Annotated in this window: 17 protein-coding genes; 12 read left to right on the top strand and 5 right to left on the bottom strand. The window is 35.1% G+C overall.

The annotated features are described in order from the left end of the window. Positions 1-4,474 (bottom strand): choice-of-anchor L domain-containing protein (locus IEV15_RS14015; RefSeq protein ID WP_188363167.1); only part of this gene is annotated, 4,474 nt, incomplete at its 3' end. A gap of 215 nt (positions 4,475-4,689) precedes the next feature. Between IEV15_RS14015 and IEV15_RS14010 the strand changes: the two genes are divergently transcribed. Next, positions 4,690-5,436, top strand: a complete 747-nt coding sequence (locus IEV15_RS14010) for a UDP-2,3-diacylglucosamine diphosphatase (RefSeq protein ID WP_373282174.1) — start codon at positions 4,690-4,692, stop codon at positions 5,434-5,436. Here IEV15_RS14010 and recJ read toward each other — a convergent pair. Both recJ and IEV15_RS14000 read right to left on the bottom strand, forming a co-directional pair. Then, complete coding sequence (recJ, locus tag IEV15_RS14005; RefSeq protein ID WP_188363165.1) at positions 5,433-7,121, bottom strand: single-stranded-DNA-specific exonuclease RecJ; 1,689 nt, start codon at positions 7,119-7,121, stop codon at positions 5,433-5,435. The genes IEV15_RS14010 and recJ overlap by 4 nt on opposite strands. Before the next feature lie 21 nt (positions 7,122-7,142). Beyond that, on the bottom strand, positions 7,143-7,583 hold the full coding sequence (locus IEV15_RS14000; RefSeq protein ID WP_373282173.1) for an OsmC family protein: 441 nt from the start codon (positions 7,581-7,583) through the stop codon (positions 7,143-7,145). Positions 7,584-7,672: 89 nt separating this feature from the next. On the opposite strand from IEV15_RS14000, the gene IEV15_RS13995 reads away from it, so the two are divergent. Beyond that, on the top strand, positions 7,673-7,996 hold the full coding sequence (locus tag IEV15_RS13995; RefSeq protein ID WP_188363164.1) for a helix-turn-helix domain-containing protein: 324 nt from the start codon (positions 7,673-7,675) through the stop codon (positions 7,994-7,996). 2 nt (positions 7,997-7,998) lie between these two features. Next, entirely contained in the window at positions 7,999-9,288 is a 1,290-nt protein-coding gene (locus IEV15_RS13990) for a type II toxin-antitoxin system HipA family toxin (protein ID WP_188363163.1), read from the top strand. Between the two features lie 56 nt (positions 9,289-9,344). Here IEV15_RS13990 and rsmI read toward each other — a convergent pair whose 3' ends face one another. Then, positions 9,345-10,022, bottom strand: a complete 678-nt coding sequence (gene rsmI, locus IEV15_RS13985; protein WP_188363162.1) for a 16S rRNA (cytidine(1402)-2'-O)-methyltransferase — start codon at positions 10,020-10,022, stop codon at positions 9,345-9,347. Between the two features lie 450 nt (positions 10,023-10,472). Then, entirely contained in the window at positions 10,473-11,450 is a 978-nt protein-coding gene (locus IEV15_RS13980; RefSeq protein WP_188363161.1) for a DUF8457 domain-containing protein, read from the bottom strand. A gap of 229 nt (positions 11,451-11,679) precedes the next feature. Between IEV15_RS13980 and IEV15_RS13975 the strand changes: the two genes are divergently transcribed. The 9 genes from IEV15_RS13975 to IEV15_RS13935 all read left to right on the top strand — a co-directional run bounded on the left by IEV15_RS13975 (position 11,680) and on the right by IEV15_RS13935 (position 22,988). Further along, a complete protein-coding gene (locus IEV15_RS13975; RefSeq protein ID WP_188363160.1) occupies positions 11,680-12,300 on the top strand; it encodes a thymidine kinase in 621 nt (206 codons plus the stop codon). 3 nt (positions 12,301-12,303) lie between these two features. Next, positions 12,304-14,745 (top strand): bifunctional UDP-N-acetylmuramoyl-tripeptide:D-alanyl-D-alanine ligase/alanine racemase, encoded by a 2,442-nt coding sequence (locus tag IEV15_RS13970; protein WP_188363159.1) that lies wholly within the window; start codon positions 12,304-12,306, stop codon positions 14,743-14,745. Between the two features lie 64 nt (positions 14,746-14,809). Further along, a complete protein-coding gene (gene mscL, locus IEV15_RS13965) occupies positions 14,810-15,217 on the top strand; it encodes a large conductance mechanosensitive channel protein MscL (RefSeq protein ID WP_188363158.1) in 408 nt (135 codons plus the stop codon). 164 nt (positions 15,218-15,381) lie between these two features. Further along, positions 15,382-16,371, top strand: coding sequence for an aspartate-semialdehyde dehydrogenase (locus tag IEV15_RS13960; RefSeq protein WP_188363157.1), 990 nt, complete (start codon positions 15,382-15,384; stop codon positions 16,369-16,371). A gap of 571 nt (positions 16,372-16,942) precedes the next feature. Further along, a complete protein-coding gene (locus IEV15_RS13955) occupies positions 16,943-17,281 on the top strand; it encodes a hypothetical protein (RefSeq protein ID WP_188363156.1) in 339 nt (112 codons plus the stop codon). A gap of 77 nt (positions 17,282-17,358) precedes the next feature. After that, the gene (locus tag IEV15_RS13950; RefSeq protein WP_188363155.1) at positions 17,359-19,740 is read left to right on the top strand and encodes a TonB-dependent receptor; all 2,382 of its coding nucleotides are present in this window, start codon (positions 17,359-17,361) and stop codon (positions 19,738-19,740) included. A 12-nt stretch (positions 19,741-19,752) separates the two neighbouring features. After that, a complete protein-coding gene (locus tag IEV15_RS13945; RefSeq protein ID WP_188363154.1) occupies positions 19,753-20,307 on the top strand; it encodes a type 1 periplasmic binding fold superfamily protein in 555 nt (184 codons plus the stop codon). A gap of 138 nt (positions 20,308-20,445) precedes the next feature. Continuing rightward, entirely contained in the window at positions 20,446-20,820 is a 375-nt protein-coding gene (locus IEV15_RS13940) for a DoxX family membrane protein (RefSeq protein ID WP_188363153.1), read from the top strand. 47 nt (positions 20,821-20,867) lie between these two features. Beyond that, positions 20,868-22,988, top strand: coding sequence for a prolyl oligopeptidase family serine peptidase (locus tag IEV15_RS13935; protein ID WP_188363152.1), 2,121 nt, complete (start codon positions 20,868-20,870; stop codon positions 22,986-22,988). Positions 22,989-22,990 lie beyond the last annotated feature (2 nt).

The raw sequence follows: 22,990 nt of genomic DNA, 5'->3' as shown, positions 1-22,990 counted from the left end.
CCTCTGTAGCACAAGGACCATTAGTGGTGTAAATATAAATGGTTTGTGTAGTGGTTATCAAATCTCCTGCGTTTAACAATAGACCTGTGCCACCAGGACCAGTGAAATAATTACCAAGTAATATCGTAGGTAGTGCGTAAGAATCACAGGCGGTTACATTAATTACTGGGTCTAATGTTGGGAAGTTGAACACAGAAAGTGTTGAAGACCCGTTACTAGAACAACCTACAAACGCAACTATTACCTCATAAACACCGGCTTCACTTACTACTATTGAGCTAGTGTCACCAGGAAATGGATTTCCATTTAATGTCCAAGTGAATGTTACTGAATCTGATAGATTAAAATTCAATGGTGTTACTTCAATAACAGCTGTTTCACCTTCACAAATACTTTGGTTTTCAGTGATTGTGAATTGAGGAGTAAGATCTTGTAAAATTAATTCAAATGAACTTGTGTTATAACAATCACCTGTATTAGGCATAATTCTAACATAAATAGTTTGAGGATTAGTTACATTAGTGTATTCTGTAGGATTTATAATTGCACCTTCGTTATTATCTGCATCCTCTTGAGTTAAGAAATAGGCAAAAGTATAATCAGGACCTAGTGGTGCTAATAATAAATCTTCATTTTCGGTTAAATCAAATACGCCAAATTGAGCAGCACTACAAATAGATAAATCTTCGGGTTCACCCGGATCGATACCTTCATAGAATTCAACAATAATTGAATCAGACACAGCACAACTTGAATTATTAAGGGTTGCATCAACAGAATAAACACCCGGTACTGTTGCTGTAAGTGTTGGTCCGATTTCATTAGGAATTATTACACCGTCCAAATACCAAATAAATTCAAACTCATCTGCTGGTAATTGGGTGTCGATAATAACAAAATCATTAGGACAAACCGCATTTCCTTCATCAACAAGGAAATCAAGACCTAAATCTAAATCACCAATATCAAAACTTCCTCCATTCAAGAAAACTGCAGAATCTAGGATGTTATCTGAACGGTCAGCAACAACGATTTTAATTTTATATTGTTGATTTGGAGTCACAGTTGTAATGGCAGTCATAGGGACTGTAACTCCGTTAAAGTCGATAGGAGCTGCTAAAACGTTTTGACCATTTGCACCACCATAGAAAGCACCGAAGAACTCTGGATTTACAGAAGGACAACCGGTATTGAATAAATTATTTCTTACCGTTACTACTGATATTGGTGTTGTTGTTCCGGGCACCACTGCTAAGTTTGTTGAAACACCTGTTGTTACATTGGTTAAAATGAAAGCAAAGGCATCTGAGAAACTACATTGAAAAGTTCCATATTCTTCCGAGGCAAAAATAAAGTCAAATTTGAAAACTGGTGATAATGGTACAAAGTCAAATTCGATTTTTGTAGCATTTCTCGAGTTCATAGGTTGACCTGTTGCTGCAAGTATAATAGCATCTAGGTCAGCATCGCCTACCCAAGCAGCATTTCCATCACTTAAAGAAGTTGTATTGGGACCAGGTACTCTAGTTGCATCACCAGAAATTAAAACAATTCCATCCTCAAAAGGGAAACCGGAACCATTTTCTTGGAAATAACCAATACCATTGGTAGATCCAAAGTTAGTTCCTGTTGACCATGTAATGTTAGAAACGTTCGCACAAGTTGAGTTTAATAATATATCAGTAACTAACTCCGGAACTGTATACAAAGTTGTGCTTACAGAAACCGGTGGTCCTATTGTTCCGATACAAATGTTAAAGTTTACCACTGTTCCTAAAACAGAACCTGCAGAATAAACTCTTACATAATAGGTTTGACCAATAACTAAATTGTTAGCAATACTTGAGTTGGGGTCACTACAATATACTTGAGTTAACGCATCACATGTTCCTGTATATAAACCATGATTTAAGTTGGTTGTAGAACCTACAACGTTAATCAAATCAACTGTATGAGATGCAGAGGTTGCTACGAAAGAAAACCAAACGTCATCATTGGCAACTCCAGGACATCCATTTGCTTGTGGGGATTGCGTTGCACTAGTAACTGTACCAGGAGTTGACAAGGTACATCCTGTATTAGGATTAACGGGCACTTCAATTGCAGTCAAACATTCGTCATTTACTGGTGGTGGTGGTGGTACACTAACACACAAGTTGAATGTAGTATTCTGTAAAATTAAAGCTCCTGAACTATAAACTCTAATGAAATAGGTTTGTCCAGCTACTAAACCAGTAGCATAACTATCGTTAGGGTCACTACAATATACTAAGGTAAGATTAGAACAAGGGTCAGTTAGATCTGTTGAAGTAAATAAAGCATGATTCAAGTTAGGTGCAGAACCTGCAATATTTAATAAAGAAATTGTATGTATAGATTGCGTTGCAACAAATTGGAACCATACATCGTCGTTAGCTGTTCCAACACAAGTATTAGCTTGTGGTGATTGCGTAGCACCATTAATTGTTCCTGGTGTTAGTATAGTACAAGTTGCATCAGTGTTAACAGTTGCAACAGTAGCTGTATCACAATTGTCATTTGCAGGTGCTGGCGGCGGAGGCACACAGTTTATAGTTAAATTGAAAATACCTTGAGCGGTACCAAAACCAAAAACATATACATAATATACAGTCCCTAATGTAGAAATGAATTGTACTTCGGACTGATTGCCACAAGAATTGTCATTTCCGGCAACACAAGTAAATGTGCCACAATCACCTGTAAATACTTGAAGCTTTGTGTCATAAGCAGAACCACATAAAGACATGGTTACTACATCTCCTGTTCCTACATATGAATACCAAAGTCCTCCTGAGCCCGGACCTGTTCCACAAGTAAATGTGGGAGCTCCAGCTGTTGTTGCTCCAACAGTAGTTTGAGACTGTGTATCACCACATTCTACCGGGATAGCTCCTGAGCATAAATTATTTGTTGCAGGACAAAATCCTTGAGTTAAAATGGAACTGTTAGAAAAACAGTTAGGGTCTGTTGCATTTTGTAAATTCAAAGTAACACTTGTGCCGTTTGGATAAGGACCAAATTGCATAGTTCCTGGCTCAGTTACAGATTGCGTTGCACCACCTTCGCTTGATGTACCAACAATTGATGTAGCTGTTCCCATGTTGGTTACGTTTGCTACTGCAAAAAACTGGTTGCCATTAGCACAATCAGGTAAAACGCTGTATGTGGCTGCAAAGTTTGTACACGTATTTTCAACAATTGTTAAGGTGTATCCAGTGCTCTGTGTTGGAGCACCTGTTGCCCAAGTTGAAATTGCTATTATATAGGTTTGTCCTTGAACAACCGGTAAAATAATTACCCTTGGGTTTGTACTAGAGTTTGCAACTCCGGCAATACAACTTACCCCCACATTTGCACAACTGTTATAAACAAATAAACCTGACCAAGCACTGGTTGGACTCATTGTTATTGTAACAGGCACATTGCTTGTTGCTGTAAAAGTATAAAATACATCATTACCATTTAAATAAGGATTTCCTGATCCACAACCTGCTCCTGCAGTACCACCATATTCATCGCCATAATTACTGGTATTATCAGTAGTAATGTACGGTATAGAAGGTATAATAGCCGGTGCTTCACAAGTTTGTCCTGGCGTTGCAGTGGAGAAAGTAAATGGGCCTACCCATAAACTAGTATTAGTTGATGAACAAACAGCTCTAACATAATACTCATACTGCGTAGATTGTTGAAGTGTTAATCCTAAAGCTTCTGTTGTTACCGGATTACTATTTGTTAAAATACCAGATCCTGTTGGAGCATTTGGCACTTGAACAACCTCTACTTCAAACTGCGTTGCACCGCCAGGGTTTCCCCAAGAAAGAGTTGCACCGGTTAAAGAAAAGTTGGAAGCAGTAGGGTTTATTGGGTCAATACATTGCTCTACTAGAGCTACATTATCGATTAACCAACGGTCACCACCTAAAGCAGTTGTAGGTTGCGTAAACACCATTACAAAGGCAATGTAAACTTGTTGACCTGCAGCAAATGCATTTAAATCTACAATTTTTTCTTCATAAATGTTAAAGACAGCTGACAATTCATTTTCAGTAAATTGTTGTACTACTGTGTAAGCTCCTAAATCGGCTTGATTGGCACTTGTTGAAACTCTAATTTGATACAAGGTACCTTGGTTTCCTGCTAAAGTTGATCGTGTAAAAAACTTTAGCTGTCCATTTGCCGGAACAGCTTGTTGATTTGTAATTAACCAATCTTCTGAGGTATTACCTATCCCAATGTTTTCACGAGTCATAAAAGCAGAAAATGTACCTTCATAAACTGTTGGAGGGGTAGTAACGTTGTTGGTTCGTTCCCAAGAGTTAACAGTGCCTACACCGTTATCGGTTACTAACCAACCTGTTGGCGGAAAAGTAGCTCCTTCAAACCCTTCAATCTGAGAATGTCCAGAAAGGGTACAAAAAACCGCTACTAGTAAAAGCGTAATTTTTTTCATAAAATGAAAGTTTAGTTGTTGTAATTATTGGCCAACTAAAGTAAAAAAAATTACTATGTTAACTAATCTTTAAGAGTTAAAAACCACAAAAAACCGATGAAATTCACATAATATCTTTAAAATGTTATTTTTAAACGTAAAAAGGCCTAATTCTTTGATAAAAATCAAGTTTGAAACATATCTTTTTTAATATATTTGACTAAAAATAATTGGTTTTGCAAACAAAAATATATTTCGCTTCTGATCAACATTTTGGTGCTCCAACTGCTGAATTAAGTTTCTCGAGAGAACAAAAGTTTGTGGCTTGGCTTGATGAAATTAAGCAAGATGCAACTGCTTTGTTTTTATTAGGGGATTTATTTGACTTTTGGTTTGAGTACAAAACAGTTGTGCCAAAAGGGTTTGTACGTGTTCTTGGTAAATTGGCAGAACTTCGTGATAGCGGTATTCCAATTTATTTTTTTGTGGGAAATCACGATTTATGGATGAATAATTATTTTGAAAAAGAATTAAATATCCCTGTTTTTCATGATAATCAAGAATATACATTTAACGGGAAAACATTTTTAATTGGTCATGGTGATGGAAAAGGTCCGGGCGACAAAGGGTACAAACGAATGAAAAAAGTGTTTACTAATCCGTTTTCAAAATGGTTGTTTCGATGGTTGCATCCTGATATTGGGGTGAAATTAGCTCAATATCTTTCTTTAAAAAACAAATTAATTTCAGGCGATGAAGATGTCAAATTTTTAGGTGAAGAAAACGAATGGCTCGTGCAATATGCCAAACGAAAACTTACTTTTAAACATTATAATTATTTTATTTTCGGACATCGCCATTTACCAATGCAATTGAAAGTCGGAGAAAATTCCACCTACATTAACCTAGGCGATTGGATTGGTTATTTTACTTATGGTGTTTTTGATGGTGAAAAATTTGAGTTGATAGAATTCAAAAACTAGCGAATGTCTTTTGCTCTCAATTGAATCGATATATTTCCGTTAAATTCGTTTTCATCTATACAATAGGCAATATCGAAAAGGTTTTTATTTTTGGTTAAATTTAATTTGTCACCTAATCCAAAACCAATTACTCCAAATCCTTCTGAATTTCTTTGTTTGACAAATAACTTGAGGTGTTCATCATTCTGTCCTATTGTTTTTCCATAGCCTGTATCGTTTACTTTTTGTGACAAAAATACTGGAGTCATGTTTTGCGGCCCAAAAGGTTCAAATTGATTCAAAAGGCGAATTAATTTAGGGCTGATTTCTGTCAAATCCATTTCAGAGTCAATCAAAATTTCAGGAATTAATAAATCGGGATGAATCGTTTCCTGAACTACTTTTTCAAACGCTTCTTTAAATTTTAAATAATTTTCTTCTTTTAACGTCATTCCGGCTGCATACATATGTCCGCCAAATTGTTCCAAATGTTCTGAACAAGCTTCCAAGGCATTGTAAACATCAAAATCTTTTACGGATCGAGCGGATGCAGCCAATTTGTCGCCACTTTTTGTAAATACTAAAGTTGGACGATAGTAGGTTTCTGTCAATCGAGATGCTACAATTCCAATTACGCCTTTGTGCCAATCTTCTTGATAAACAACAGTTGTGAAATTTTTTTGCTCTTGATTTTTTTCAATTTGAAGTAAAGCTTCTTTTGTAATTTGTTTGTCTAAATCTTTTCTGTCTATATTAAAAGTTTCAATTTCTGCGGCAAATGTTGAGGCTTGCTCTAAATCAAATTCGGTTAGTAATTGAACGGCATAATTACCATGTTTAATTCTTCCGGCGGCGTTAATTCTGGGTGCAATTATAAAAACCACATCGGTTATGGTTAATTTCTTTTTCTTTAAATTTTGAATAAGGGCTTGAATTCCGGGTCTTGGACTGGTGTTGATTACATCTAATCCAAATTTTGCGAAAATCCGATTTTCGCCTGTAATGGGGACAATATCTGCTCCAATTGCTGTGGCAACCAAGTCTAAGTATGGTAATAAATCGTCAATGGTTTGATTTCTGTTTTGAGCTAAAGCTTGAATCAATTTGAAACCCACTCCGCAACCGCATAATTCATCATAGGGATAATTGCAATCACTTCTTTTGGGATCCAAAACCGCAACTGCTTCAGGCAATTCATCTCCGGGTCTATGGTGGTCACAAATGATAAAATCAATTTTTTTAGCGTTGGCATATGCAATTTTATCAACGGATTTTATTCCACAATCTAAAGCTATTATTAACGACATGGAATTGTCTTCAGCAAAATCGATACCTTTTAAAGAAATGCCATATCCTTCATCATATCTATCTGGAATGTATGTGGCAACGTTTGGGTAAAAGCTTCTCAAATAAGAAGAAACTAATGAAACAGCAGTGGTTCCATCTACATCATAATCTCCAAAAACCAAAATGTTTTCTTGATTTGCAATGGCTTTTTCAATTCGATTAACAGCTTTATCCATGTCTTTCATTAGATACGGATCGTGTAAATCTTCTAAATTGGGTCTAAAAAACTGTCGGGCATCTTCATAAGTTGTAATGCCTCTTTGAATTAAAAGTGTGGCAATTAGTGTAGAGACATTTAATTGATTAGCTAACTGGGAAACCAATTGAGAATCCGGCTTGGGTTTGAGAGTCCAACGCATAGTGTATTAATTTTGAATGGCTTATAGTGTGGAATGAAATTCAATTTTTACATCCACTTGAGCAAATTTACGAAACATTTCCATTACACCACAATATTTTTCAATGGATAAATTGACAATTTTTTGTAATTTTTCTTTATCTAAATCAATGCCGTAAAAATGATAAACCATACGAACGGTATGATAATATTTAGGATGTTCCTCAGTTAAGTCACCTTCAACGTCTATATGAAACGAATCAACTGAGACTTTCATTTTAGTCAGTAAAGAAGCCACATCTATTCCAGAGCAACCGGCCAAAGCATCAAGCATTAACGCTTTTGGCCGAAGTCCGTTATCAGTTCCGCCGATTTCTATATCGCCATCAATTCTGAAATTTCCTCCCGGGTTGGTAGCTTCAAAGGCCAATCCTCCTAGCCACTTTGTAGAAACTTGATGTGTCATTTTGATTTTTTCTTTCAAAGATACTATTTTTTTAAATGGTTAAAAAATCATAATAATTTTGTATATTTGTATAATATTTGTTTCATTAATGATTAAAATTGGTTATAATGTATCAAAATAGCTACAATAAAAATTGGTATGCCATGACAGATGCTGTTGTGGTTCAAACGCTTTGTTCCAGTTTCAAGCAAATGCGTCTTAATAAAAATATTTCGCAGGAAGAACTTGCCGAACAGTGTGGTTTGAGCCGAATTACCATCAGCCGTATGGAGTCCGGTAAAGCCATTAATTTGCTCACTATGGTTCAAGTCATGCGAGCATTAGGAAAATTGGATTTGCTCAATCATCTCAACGAAGAACCGGAAATTAGTCCGCTTCAAGTGATGGAAGAACGTTCAAAATACCGTAAAAAAGCCTCTCCATCCAAATAGATATGAATACGATTGCTTCTATAAAAATCTGGAATCAAAAAGTAGGTGCGGTTCTTTGGGACGAATCAAAGAACGTGGGTGTTTTTGAATTTGATAAAAGTTTCGTCAATTCAGGATTAGATTTATCTCCGATTACACTTCCTTTATCCGAAGCTATAAAGGGTCGACGGGTTTTTTCATTTCCTTTTTTAAATTTTGAAACGTTTAAAGGTTTGCCAGGTTTGTTAGCAGACAGCTTACCGGACAAATTCGGAAATCAAGTGATTGATGCTTGGTTGGCTCAACAAGGCCGTTCGTCACAAAGTTTTAATCCGGTTGATCGCCTTTGTTACATTGGCAAACGCGGTATGGGAGCTTTAGAATTTGAGCCCGAATCCGGTTTACAACCCATTCCATCCAACACATTGGCAATTGAAGCATTGGTTGAATTTGCGAAAGAAGTTCTAGCCGAAAGAGCTTCGTTTAAAGCCAATTTGCAATCGGAAAGCGGTTTTTCAGACATTCTTCAAGTGGGAAGTTCTGCCGGTGGAGCCCGTGCCAAAGCCATCATTGCCTACAATCAAAAAACAGGTGAAGTTCGCTCCGGTCAAATTGATGGTTTGGAAGGTTTTGATTATTGGTTGATAAAATTTGATGGCGTGACCAATCATCAATTGGGTGATCCAAAAGGATATGGAAATATTGAATATGCTTATTATTTGATGGCAACTGCTGCGGGAATTACTATGATGGAAAGCGAATTGAAAATAGAAAATCAGCGAGCCCATTTTATGACGAAGCGTTTTGATCGCGTTAACAATCAAAAAATGCACATGCAAACCTTGTGTGGTTTGGCTCATTTTGATTATAATATGCCGGGATCCTATTCGTATGAACAGGCCTTGATGGTAATGCGACAAATGCAATTGCCTTATCCTGACATGGAAGAATTATTTAGAAGAATGATTTTTAACGTGATGGCGAGAAATCAAGATGACCATACTAAAAACATTTCTTTTTTGATGAACTCAGATGGGAAATGGTCGCTTTCACCGGCTTATGATGTCACATTTGCCTTCAATCCTTCTAATTTTTGGTTGAAAGCTCATCAAATGACGATTAATGGAAAAAAGGAAAATATTGAGTTGAATGATGTTTTGTCTCTTGCGAAAAACGTCAACATCAAAAAGCCAATTCAAATTATTGAAGAATGTCGTGAAGCGATTTTAAAATGGGATGAATTTGCCGAAAAAGCATTAATTCCTTCAACACAACAAAAAGAAATAAAAAGCTTATTTAATTTACTAATGTAACTTTATTGTTTCATTAACACTAAAAATAAGCCATAATGAAACATTTTTGCAACATTTTATTTTAATGATTTTCCGCCAACCACTACCACAATTTCTCCTTTAGCGGGTTTAGCTTCAAAATGTTTTAAAACCTCGGATGCTGTTCCGCGAACGGTTTCTTCGTGCAATTTTGATAATTCTCTGGAAACGGAAACTTGTCTTTCTGCCCCAAAATACTGTACAAATTCGGCTAAGGTTTTGTTTAATTTGTGTGGAGAAACGTAAAAAATCATCGTTCTGACTTCTTCGATTAAGGCTAAAAAACGAGTTTGTCTTCCTTTTTTATCGGGTAAAAAACCTTCAAATACAAATTTATCGTTTGGCAAACCACTGTTCACTAAAGCGGGAACAAAAGCGGTTGCTCCGGGCAAACATTCTACTTCAATATTATTTTCAACACAAGCTCTTGTAAGCAAAAATCCGGGATCGGAAATCGCAGGAGTTCCGGCATCGGAAATCAACGCAATGGTTTCGCCGGCTTGTAAACGTTTGATTAAACCTTCCACAGTTTTATGTTCGTTATGCATGTGGTGACTTTGCATATGTGTTCCAATCTCGAAATGTTTCAATAATTTTCCGCTGTTTCGAGTGTCTTCGGCTAAGATGCAATCTACTTCTTTGAGCACTTTAATGGCTCTAAAAGTCATGTCTTCCAGGTTGCCGATGGGTGTGGGAACAATGTATAATTTTGACATATTTTTAAAACTAGTGAATCATTTATGAGAAATGGAAATCATTTTAACTTAATTATAATTGAAAAATAAAAATCATACAATTTTGATTCAATTTCAAATAAAGGTTGAATGAGATTCTTTTCTAAATTGGGTTTAATACTCTATTCAAAATCAATAAAAAACAGATGAAGTATAGAAAAAATAATACCCAGTATACAGTTTTGTATAGAGGTATTTTAAAAAATTTTAAAATATAACCAATGACAAAAGCAAATAATGGAATGATAAGTCCCAAAATAAAAACTAATGCAGAGATCATATTATTACTGCCAGAAACATTTTTAGTCCCTAAAATGAACAAAACAATAGTTAAAATAAAGAAAATGAAAACTAACAAAGGCAGTAGTCTTTCAAAAAGTCTCATGAATTTTATTTTTTATATAATTGTCATATGAGTAGAAAAATTGACTCTTATGCAAACTTCTTTTCAACCAAATTCATAAAACGAACGCCGTAATCTTCTTTTCCTTCCCAGTTGTTGTAGTCTGGCTTTACCATGTCTTCTACAAAATTTTGGGCTTCTTCAAAAGTATCAAAAGTGTTTAATTGCGAAATCACACGATTAAAATCTTCGTTGCTTCCGGCAAACAAATGTTTTACAAAAGCAATTCTGTCGTTTAATCCGATGTTGATTCCTTTTAATAAGGTGTCATTTAACGACATCGATTTGGTTTCTGTTTTGGTTGCAAAAACTTCTTTTTGAGTAATTTCAATTTTAGTTTCTGTTACAGATTCGTTTTCTGTTTTTTCAAAAACAATTTCTGAACTCTTTGAAACTTCTTCAGAAATAACATCGCGTTTAACAAAGTCAGGCTCTTTGTAGTTTTCATGTAAAAAATCTTCTAAGGAGGTTTGCTTGAACTCAGGTTTGGCGATTTCGGATTTAATCTCTTCCTCTTCTTCCTCATCCATACTTAATTCAAAACTTGGACTGAAAATAGAATCACTTTTTATGACTTCTTCCTCTTCTTCAATTTCTTCTTCAATTGTCTCAACTTCTACCTCAGTTTCTGTTTCTTCTTTAGAAGCCTCAGCTGCCAATTTATCCTCTTTAACCGCTTCAATAACGGCCAATAATTCATCTTCAGAAGTGGTGGTTTCAGTTGCTTCAACTTTGTTTACAATCACTTCTTCTTCAACTGAACGAACAACGGAGGTCACTGTTTTTTCAGTTTCCGTAAATGAAAAAGAGGCTAACTTTTCTTCAAGCTTTTCAAGAGGAAGTTCTTCCTGCAACACGTTGATGTTTTCTTCATAAAAACGCAGTATGGATAATTTTTCATAAAGCTTATGAGCTTCTTGCTGTAATTGAATTACATCTTCTTTTCCTTTAAGTTTCAAAACACGATGTGCAATACTTAATAATTCGGCTTCTAACTTTTTCTTCATAACTTTTAGTATTGTAGTAAATAGAGCAATGGATTTTTAATACATTTGTTTTTTGGAACATAAGCTCTAACTTTTCAAAGGTTAATTGGCTATTGTTCACGGCTTAAAATTACAATTATATCACATGTGATGGAATAATTTTTTGAATAAAGTTCACAAAGTTATACACATAGGCAATCGGTGATTAATAAGGTAAGAAATTTTATACCAACTAATTATTTTTTAAATTATGTTTCTTGAAAATACGGTTAATCACAAAGAACAATTTGGTTGGATAGAGGTGATTTGCGGTTCTATGTTTTCCGGTAAAACAGAAGAACTCATTCGAAGATTGCGTCGGGCTCAATTTGCAAAACAAAAGGTTGAAATTTTTAAACCTACAATAGATACACGCTATCACGACGAAATGGTGGTGTCACATGACGCAAATGAAATTAGATCAACTCCGGTTCCTGCAGCAGCCAACATTCGAATTTTAGCCCAAGGTTGTGATGTGGTTGGCATTGATGAAGCTCAATTTTTTGATGATGAAATTGTTGCTATTTGTAACGATTTGGCCAATTCAGGAATCAGAGTAATTGTAGCCGGTCTAGACATGGATTTTAAAGGAAATCCTTTCGGACCAATGCCGGCTTTGATGGCAACTGCAGAATATGTTACAAAAGTTCATGCGGTTTGCACCCGAACAGGGAATTTAGCCAACTACAGTTTTAGAAAAACTGACAGCAATAAATTAGTCATGCTTGGCGAAACCGAAGAATACGAACCTTTAAGCAGAGCCGCTTATTATCATGCGTTGCGTGAACAGGCTGAAAACAAAAGTGAAGCTGAAAACAAACCAAAACTGTAACCGGTGAGTCTTGTTTTAAATGATATTATTCCTCAACTACAAGCTGAATTTTTCGGAAATCATTCCGATGCTATAATTTCAAACGTATCCATTGACAGCCGATCTTTTCAGAATAACAATCAAACATTGTTTTTTTGTTTGATTGGGCCTAATAATAATGGACACACTTTCATTAATGAACTCATCGAAAAAGGCGTTTCTAATTTTGTAGTTTCCGAGCAAATTGAGCTTAAAGAAAATGTCAATTTTTTAAAAGTTGAAAACACGTTAGTCGCGTTACAACAATTTGCTATTTTTTACAGAAAGAAATTCTCAATTCCCGTAATCGGAATAACAGGAAGTAACGGAAAAACTATTGTTAAAGAATGGCTCAATTTTTTATTAAGTCCCGATTATAATATTATAAAAAGTCCAAAAAGCTTCAATTCACAAGTTGGTGTTCCGCTTTCTGTTATTGGAATAAACGAACAACATAATCTCGGGATTTTTGAAGCGGGTATTTCAACGGTAAATGAAATGCAAAAGTTGGAACCTATTGTTCAACCCACCATCGGAATTTTAACCAATATTGGTTCAGCTCACGATGAAGGTTTTGAGAATTTATGTCAAAAAATCAAAGAAAAATTGAAACTTTTTCAAAACGTTTCTGTTTTGATTTATAATAAAAACAAATCCATTGATGCATTTTTATCCCCGGAAATCAACACTTTTTCGTGGAGTGAAAACGATAAAAATGCCGATGTTTTAATCCACCATAAAACTACCAATAATCAAACTACACTCAACATTACCTATCAAAATACGTGTTTTAAATTAAACATACCATTTTCTGATGACGCTTCTATTGAAAATGTGATTCATTGTGTGATGGTTTTATTTTATTTTAAGTATGATGTAGATACCATTCAAAACAGAATAGCGTTGCTTTATCCTATTGAAATGCGTTTAAAAGTAAAAAAAGGAATAAACAACACCACGCTTATTGACGATAGTTATAGTTCTGATTTTCAATCGCTAAAAATCGCACTTGATTTTTTAGAAAATCAAAAAATGCATTCCAAAAAAACGCTTATTTTATCTGATATTTTTCAGAGTGGTTTAGCAAATGACGAATTGTATTCGCGTGTTTCGCAAATGGTGATTGCCAATAAAATTGGAAGAGTCATTGGTATTGGAGAAACCATTTCCAATTATAAAAACAAATTTTTAAACGGAATCACTTTCAAAACACAAGCTGATTTTTTATCGCATTTTGATACCTTAAACTTTGAAAATGAAACTATTTTAATCAAAGGAGCAAGAAATTTTCACTTTGAAGAAATTGTTTCTTTGTTGGAAGAAAAAACGCATGAAACGGTTCTTGAAATTAATTTGAATGCCATAACGCATAATTTAAATTTTTATAAAGCCAAACTCAAACCGGAAACCAAAATTATGGTGATGGTAAAAGCCTTCGGATATGGAAATGGCGGATTTGAAATTGCAAAACTGCTTGAATATCATAAAGTAGATTACCTTGGTGTTGCTTTTGCCGATGAAGGAATCGCTCTTAAAAACAATGGTATCCAATTGCCAATTATGGTTTTAAATCCGGAAACAACCAGTTTTGATGCCATTATTCAGCATCAATTGGAACCGGAAATTTATAGCTTGCGAGGGCTCAATTCTTTTTTAAAAATTGCTAAGCAAAAATTCTTGAAAGATTTTCCTATTCATATTAAGTTTGATACAGGAATGCATCGTTTGGGTTTTGAAGAAGAACATTTAGAAGAGTTGATAGCAGTCTTAAAATCCACAAAAACCGTAAAAGTAAAAAGTATTTTGTCTCATATGGCCACGAGTGATGATCTTCAACATAAAGAGTTTGGGCTTTTGCAAATTGAAAGATTTGAAAAACTATCTAACAGATTAATAGAAGAATTAGATTATAAACCAATTTGTCATTTATTGAATACCTCTGGAATTTCTAATTTTCCTCAAGCCCAAATGGATATGGTGCGACTTGGAATTGGTTTATATGGCATTTCTAACGACACTTCAGAGCAGAAATATTTAGAAACTGTTGGTACATTAAAATCCATTATTTCTCAAATCAGAACCATTCAAAAAGGAGAAAGTGTGGGTTATGGTCGTAGATTTATGGCAACACAAGAAACAAAAATAGCCACCATCCCAATTGGTTATGCAGATGGAATAAGAAGGAGTTGGGGCAACGGCATTGGCTATGTAACCATAAACAATCAAAAAGCAACAATTGTGGGAAGTGTTTGCATGGACATGTTAATGGTTGATGTAACCTCAATTCCTTGTGTTGAAGGGAACCAAGTAATCATTTTAGGCGAAAACCCTTCCGTAAATTTTATGGCCGAAAAACTAAATACAATTCCCTATGAAATCCTGACCGGAATTTCGCAACGGGTAAAAAGAATATTTTATCGGGAATAATTTTTAAAATTATTATATTTTTTATTTAACTTTGTTTCTCTAACCTTTATAAAAAATACAAATTATGTTAAAAGAGTTTAAGAATTTTATCATGACCGGCAACGTAATTGAATTTGCTGTTGCTGTAATTATGGCCGGTGCCGTTGGCGGGGTTGTAAACGGATTTGTTAATGACATCGTGATGCCTTTCGTGGGATATTTTACCGGTGGTGTTGATTTTGCAGACAAAAAAATTATTTTAACTGAAGCCGTAGTTGCTTCTGAAGGTGTAGCTGAAGTTGCAGAAGTTGCCATTCGTTGGGGAGCTTGGGTAAACACTTTAGTGAATCTTGTTATTGTTGGTTTAATTATGTTTTTGATTATTAAATCATACAATAAAATGAAAAAACCAGTTGTTGAAGCTCCTGCTGCTCCAGCCGGACCAACTCAAGAGGAATTATTAGCCGAAATCAGAGATTTGTTGAAAAAATAGACGTTCCGCTACATTATATATTCTAACTAAACCCCTTGCTGAAAACAAGGGGTATTTTTATGTTTTGTTTTAAATGTAACAATTTGTTATTTTTTGTTAAAGTCGTTTTTCGAAACATTTTATTCTATACTTTTGCATCAGTTTTAACCTTTTAAATAATTAGTATGAGAGTTGCCGTTGTTGGTGCTACCGGAATGGTAGGCGAAGTAATGCTTCAAGTTTTAGCAGAAAGAAATTTTCCGATTACGGAATTAATCCCTGTTGCTTCTGAAAAGTCGGTTGGAAAAGAAATTGAATTCAAAGGGAATAAATATAAGGTGGTTGGATTGCAAACCGCTGTTGAAATGCGTCCCGATATTGCCTTATTTTCTGCAGGTGGTGAAACTTCATTAGCTTGGGCACCCAAATTTGCTGAAGCCGGCACAACTGTAATTGACAATTCTTCCGCTTGGCGAATGGATCCTACTAAAAAATTAGTAGTGCCTGAAATCAATGCTTCAGAATTAACCAAAGACGATAAAATCATTGCTAATCCAAACTGTTCAACGATTCAAATGGTGATGGTTTTAAATCCATTACATAAAAAATATAATGTAAAACGAGTAATTGTTTCCACGTATCAATCCATTACCGGAACGGGCGTAAAAGCGGTACAACAATTGGAAAATGAATATGCAGGCGTGAAAGGCGAAATGGCTTATCCGTATCCCATTCACCGAAATGCTATCCCACAATGTGATGTGTTTGAAGACAACGGCTACACCAAAGAAGAAATGAAATTGGTTCGTGAAACCCAAAAAATTATGGGCGACAGAAGCATTGCCGTGACAGCAACTGCCATCAGAATTCCTGTTGTTGGCGGACACAGTGAAGCCGTAAATGTTGAATTTTCAAATGATTTTGATGTGAATGAAGTGCGTTCGATTTTACACAACACTTCGGGCGTTACCGTTCAAGATAATTTAGACACCAAAACCTATCCAATGCCGATTTATGCTCAAGGAAAAGACGATGTTTTTGTCGGTAGAATTCGCCGCGACGAAAGCCAGCCTAACACCTTAAATATGTGGATTGTGGCGGATAATTTACGCAAAGGTGCTGCAACAAATACGGTGCAAATTGCGGAGTATTTGGTGGAGAATAAATTAGTTTAAGATAAGATTATCATAGTTAGAAGCTCCTTTTTAGGGGCTTTTTTATTTATTGCTTTCAAAGAATTTTTATACTTTTAATTTTTGTTATTTTTATTTTAATTTTTGTTTGCAAAGTTTGAAGACTTTTTCTGGACGAAAGCTGAAAAATATAATAGTTCAATAAGTGTTTAAGATGGGAAAAATAGTCAGACCGATTGTTTCATTCAGCATTTTTATAATATGTATTTTAAAATACTTTCTAATAAATGTTTTGGAGTTAGTGCCAAAGTATGGAGATATCAATAGAATTATAAGTTGGCTTTTTATTTTTCCTCTTGCAATAGTTGGATTGATTATTTCGATGATAATTTTAATTAAGTCTATTAAAAATTTAAAAAGAAAATGGTTAGATATTTTGATAATTCTACCAATGATTTTATATGTTTACTATTTTTATATTTATTTATAGTTTTTGGGATGTAGTGCTAATGCTCTATAATTAAAGATGAACCTAATTCAAAATATGATTCCCCTTCGTAAACTCTTCATAAAAAATTCACTTTAAGCATCTTTTTCCCTACCTTTGCACCCAATGAAAAAGAAATTAGCCATACTAAACCTGTATTTAATGTCGGCAGTGTTGTTCACAATACTGTTTCAGTCATTGCATACCTACAGACATTTAGTTGCTGATTATGTTGATGAAACTGAAGTCTGTCATCATTCCCACGATGGTTTTTCGCACCAACATTCAGAAGACGATTGTTCGGTTTGTGATTTTCATTTTTGGTTTTATGTTAAACCCGATGTTTTAACCTATCGATTTGATTTTCCTTTACAGCCTGTTCCGTATTTAGTTCAGGAACAAGCAATCATATCAACCTTTTCAGGTTCCCTTTTTTCGCATCGCGGACCACCGCAAACCGTTTAAAATCTTAGAAACAAAAAACAGTCATTTGCTACTCAAATAGTGATGACTTCATGTGTTTTATATTTTTAAACTAGAAAATGCGATATCTCATTATCCTTTTCTTCTTGTTATGGTTTGGTTTTTCAGGTTTTTCACAATACACAATCAGTGGAAAAATTACCAATGAAAACAATCAACCATTAACCGGAAGTCACATACATACAAAGTACATCAGTGTTGCCAGTGATCCTATTGGTGAATTTGAATTGAAGGGTTTGCCAAAAGGCGAGCTCCGGGTTTTCATTTCCTATATAGGCTATGCTACCAAAGACACTTTGATTTCGTTAACATCAGATGTTTTTTTGAATGTGCAACTTAAGCCTTTGGCCACCACTTTAAATGAAGTGACTGTGAAACAAGAGTTGGATAAAACTTCAAAAACATCGACTTCACATCAAGTTAAAAAAGAAGCGATAGAACGAGCGAGTACACAATCGCTAGCCGATGCTCTTAAAGAAGTTTCAGGGGTTTCGCTGTTAAAAACCGGGAGCACTATTGTTAAACCAATTATCAATGGTTTGCATAGCAGCCGTGTTCCGGTAATTTCGAATCAAGTTCGTTTGGAAGACCAACAATGGGGAACGGAACATGCACCAAATTTTGACATCAATGCAGCCGGAAGAATTTCAGTGATTAAAGGAGCTTCAGGTTTACAATATGGTGGCGATGCCGTTGGCGGTTTGGTGGTTATTGAACCATTGATTCTTGCAAAAGACACCTTGTTTGGAAAAACAATTATAAGTGGCGTTTCCAACGGAAGAGGTGGAGCAATAAGTACAAGTTTGTATAAAGGAAACCAAGAAGGTTGGCGATGGAATGCATTGGCCACCTACAAATATTTTGGCGATAGAGAAGCACCGAATTATGTTTTATCCAATACGGGAAACAGAGAATTGAATTTTTCAGGAACGCTTTCTTATTCCAAAAACAACTATGAACTTTCGGCTTTTTATAGTTTTTATAATGCCGAAATCGGGATTTTGAGTGCAGCTCATATTGGAAACGTGACGGATTTATACAATTCCATTCAAAACCAACAACCTTATGTAATTGATGATTTTACGTATGCTATAAAAAGTCCGAAACAAGCCGTTCAACATCATGTTTTGAAACTCAATTACAACCAAAAATTGGATGAGTCGAGTTCCATTTCAACATTTTATGCCTTGCAATTCAATCATAGAGAAGAGTTTGATTTGCGAAGAGGTGACAACAGCAACAAAGCGGCTTTGGATTTGGAATTGGCAACGCATACGATTCAATCGGATTATAAAAAGGAATGGGAAAAGTTGGAGTTGAAAGCCGGAGTTAACGGCATGTTTCAAAACAATTTTGCAAATCCTAAAACAGGTGTTCGACCTTTGATTCCCACTTATGTTCGTTTTGATGCAGGACTTTATGGAATAGGATCATATGAAATCAACGAGAAACTAACAATGGAATCAGGACTTCGTTATGATTTTTCAACCATCGAAGCAACCAAATATTATCTAAAATCCAGATGGGATGAACGAGGTTATGATGCCGATTTTGCTTCAATAATTGTTGGCGAAAGCGGCAATCAGTGGTTGACAAAACCCAGTTTTACTTTTCATAATATTTCCGGTAGCATGGGTTTGCGATATGATTTTGGCACTGACTGGAAATGGTTCAACAACCTCAGTTTGTCCAACAGAAATCCAAATCCGTCAGAGTTTTTTAGCGATGGTTTGCATCATTCATCCGGTCAAGTGGAATTAGGTGATTTGCGTTTGAAAAAGGAAACGTCTTTAAAGTTTTCTTCGTCGTTGGTGAAAAAATGGACTGATTTTTCAATAGAGATTAATCCGTATGTACATCAAATTACCAATTACATGTTTTTAAAACCAATCGGATTTGAAACCACAATTCGTGGAGCTTTTCCGGTTTGGGAATTTCAACAAACAGACGCCAGATTAGTTGGAATTGATTTTAACAGCCAATGGAACATCAACAAAAATTGGTTGCATCGTTTTTCGGCAGCTTATGTAAAGGGTCAAGATGTTGACGCTAACCAACCTCTGATTGACATGCCGCCACTTACTATTTCAACTACCATTCAATTCAAAAAACCGGAGTGGAATCAGTTGATTTTAGAAATTCAATCAGAATCCGTTTTCAGACAAAGTCGTTATCCAGATTTTAATTTTACCACCAATATTGTGGAAAATGGCGAACTGGTTCCGGTTGAAGTAGATGTAAGTACACCGCCAAAAGGGTATCAATTGTTCCATTTTTATTCGGAAATGAAATTTAAAACCTTTCAAAAAGCCGATTCAAGTATCGCATTTTCAGTTCAAAATATGTTTAACACAACCTATCGTGACTACCTAAACAGGCAGCGTTTTTTTGTTGACGAAATGGGTAGAAACATTCAAATTCAATTAAAATTTAATTATTAAAAATTCAAAAAAATGAAAAATTTAAAAGTAGTACTAGTAGCTTTCGTATCCGTTTTTATGTTCAATTCGTGTAGTAATGACGATTCTCCGGTAGTTGAAGAAGAAGTGATTACAACGGCAATTGTGACATTAACAGGTGGTGGAGAAACAATCACTTTAACATCAAGAGATTTAGATGGTGATGGGCCAAATCCTCCCGTACTTACAATTTCAGGAAATCTTAGTGTAAATACAACTTATTCCGGAATGATTCAATTCTTAAACGAGTTGGAATCACCTGCAGAGGATATTACGGAAGAAATTGAAGAAAAAGATTTAGAACACCAAGTGTTTTATCAAATTTCAAATAGTTTAGGAAACTTTACCTATACTGATTTTGATTCTCAAGGCAATCCGTTGGGACTTGAATTTTTGTTAGTAACAGGTGCTAATCCCGGAACCGGAAACATCACGGTTACACTCAGACATTTGTTAAACAAAAATGCAGCAGGTGTATCTGATGGAAATATTGCAAATGCAGGCGGTTCAACCGATATTGAAGTGGTCTTTCCTGTCGTAATTAATTAGATAAAATACACTACTAATGTTAATAATCTAAGCTGTTGATAAAATAGCTTAGATTATTTTGTTTATACGGTATAATTATCGACGATTTTTTGTTATTTTGGTAAACATAAAAACTTTAACTAACCAAAAAACAATTTTATGAACTCTAAATTTACATTAATCGTTAGAATTTTATTAGGTTTAATCCTTGTTGTTTTCGGATTAAACAAATTTTTAAATTTTATTCCACTTCCCGAATTACCAGAAAACGCAGGCAATTTTATGACTTCTTTAGGTGAAACCGGTTATGTTTTACCAATTGTTGGCGTACTTGAAATTTGTATTGGAGCCATGTTACTATTAAAAAAATGGGTAGCTTTTGCTTTAATTCTATTGGTGCCAATTTCGTTAAACATTTTATTATTTCATTTGTTTCTTGATTTACCGGGTCTAAGTGTGGCGTTAATGATCGCTTTATTAAATGCCATTTTGATTTATAAACATTGGAAACAGTACACCCCGCTTTTTAACTAAATCCTAACATAATTCTTTCTTATTTTTGAGAAAATAAATCGAACCAAATGAAAAACGTAAGTCTTATGCTTTTTTGTTCCGTGATTGTGATATCATGCAACAAAGAAAGTTCTCAAAACACTATTGTATTGAATTATCCTGAAACCAAAAAAGTGGACACTGTAGGCGTTTATTTTGACACAAAAATAAATGACCCCTACCGATGGCTCGAAGATGACATGTCTGAAGAAACAGCCGCTTGGGTAAAAGCACAAAACGAAGTAACTTTTGGCTATTTAGATCAAATTCCTTTCAGAAAACAAATCAAAGAGCGTTTAGAAAAAGTTTGGAATTACGAGCGAATTTCAGCTCCTTTCAAAGAAGGAGATTTTACGTATTTTTTCAAAAATAACGGACTTCAAAATCAATCTGTTTTATATAGAAAAGATGCAGACGGGAAAGAAGAAGTTTTTTTAGATCCAAATACTTTTTCTGAAGATGGAACAACTTCTTTATCCGCATTGGAGTTTTCAAAAGATGGTTTTATTGTTGCTTATTCCACGTCAGATGCAGGAAGCGATTGGAATAAAATTCATGTGATCGATGCTTTTACTAAAGAAAAATTAGAAGAACCCATCTTGGATGTAAAATTCAGCGGAATAGGGTGGCTTAAAAATGAAGGGTTTTATTATTCCAGCTATGATAAACCAAAAGGAAGCGAACTTTCAGCTAAAACGGATCAACACAAATTATATTATCACAAATTAGGAACACCTCAAAGTGAGGATAAAGTGGTATTTGGATTAAATGAAAAAAGACGTTATGTTGGTGCAGGAGTGACAGAAGATGGTAATTATTTAGTGATTACAGCGGCCAACTCTACCTCAGGTAATGAGTTGTATATCAAAGATTTAAAAGCACCAAACAGCAAAATCATTACGGTTGTAAATAATTTTGAAAGTGACAATTACGTTTTAGATAATGAAGGTTCTAAATTGTTTATTGTAACTAATTTAAATGCTCCTAATAAAAAATTAGTAACTGTGGATTTCAACAATCCATCTCCTGAAAACTGGGTTGATTTTATTCCTGAAACAGAAAATGTGTTAAGTCCATCAACCGGAGCAGGTTTCATTTTTGCCAATTACATGAAAGATGCCGTTTCTGTGGTAAATCAATATGATTACACCGGGAAGCAAATTCGAAATATTCAGTTACCCGGAGTTGGTTCAGCAGGCGGTTTTGGTGGAAAGAAAACAGATGCCGATTTGTATTTTTCGTTCACCAATTATGTGACACCAAACACCATTTATGCTTTTAATCCAACAACTGGAGCTTCTAAAGAATATCAAAAACCGAAGGTGGAATTCAAACCGGAAGACTACGAGAGCAAACAGGTGTTTTATACCTCAAAAGACGGTACAAAAGTGCCGATGATTATCACACACAAAAAAGGCATTAAATTAGACGGAAAAAATCCAACTATGCTCTATGGTTACGGCGGATTTAATGTGAGTTTAACACCTTCTTTCAGCACGGCCAATATTATTTGGTTGGAAAACGGAGGAGTTTATGCGGTGCCCAATTTAAGAGGTGGTGGCGAATATGGAAAAAAATGGCATGACGCAGGAACACAACTGAAAAAACAAAATGTTTTTGATGATTTTATTGCCGCAGCAGAATATTTAATCTCAGAAAAATACACCTCTTCTGATTATTTGGCACTTCGTGGCGGTTCAAACGGCGGATTATTAGTTGGAGCCGTTATGACACAAAGACCTGATTTAATGAAAGTAGCGTTGCCTGCTGTTGGGGTTTTAGACATGTTGCGTTACCACACGTTTACCGCTGGTGCAGGGTGGGCCTATGATTACGGAACAGCCAATGACAGCAAAGAAATGTTTGATTATTTAAAAGGATATTCACCGGTTCACAATGTTAAAAAAGGAACTAGTTATCCGGCAACGTTAGTAACAACTGGAGATCATGACGATAGAGTAGTGCCGGCTCACAGTTTTAAATTTGCAGCAGAGCTTCAAGAAAAACACGAAGGAACCAATCCGGTTTTGATTAGAATTGATGTAAATGCCGGTCATGGTGCCGGAAAACCAATTTCTAAAACCATTGAAGAACAAGCCGATATTTTTGCATTTACCCTTTTTAATATGGGAGTTAAAAAACTAAAATAATC

This window comes from Flavobacterium orientale (genome assembly GCF_014638005.1).
GTDB lineage: Bacteria > Bacteroidota > Bacteroidia > Flavobacteriales > Flavobacteriaceae > Flavobacterium > Flavobacterium orientale.
The sequence above is the reverse complement of the archived record's forward strand: the minus strand, read 5'-3'. Positions and strand labels throughout refer to the sequence as shown.